Origin of the sequence: Kitasatospora sp. MBT63 (assembly GCF_000710465.2) — a bacterium.
Taxonomy (GTDB): domain Bacteria; phylum Actinomycetota; class Actinomycetes; order Streptomycetales; family Streptomycetaceae; genus Kitasatospora.
The window spans coordinates 1-272 of record NZ_JAIZ01000578.1 but is presented as its reverse complement, the minus strand read 5'-3'; the positions used below and the strand labels follow the sequence as shown (position 1 = coordinate 272).

At 67.6% G+C, this 272-nt stretch carries 1 protein-coding gene; it reads left to right on the top strand.

What is annotated here, in order from left to right; genetic code table 11:
* Positions 1–272, top strand: a 272-nt coding sequence (locus tag AA75_RS30410) for an ATP-binding cassette domain-containing protein (protein WP_033823527.1), incomplete at both ends; no start/stop codon positions are given.

The window sequence follows — 272 nt, the reverse complement described above, 5'->3', positions numbered from 1 at the left end:
GAGGAGCGCCGGAAGATCCGCGGCCGGAAGATCGCGATGATCTTCCAGGACGCGCTGTCGGCGCTCAACCCGGTCTTCTCGGTGGGCTGGCAGCTCGGCGAGGTCTTCCGGGTGCACGAGGGCATGTCGAAGAAGGACTCCTTCGCCAAGGCCGTCGAGCTGATGGACCGGGTGCGGATCCCGGCCGCCAAGCAGCGGGTCACCGACTACCCGCACCAGTTCTCCGGCGGTATGCGCCAGCGGATCATGATCGCGATGGCGCTGGCCCTGGA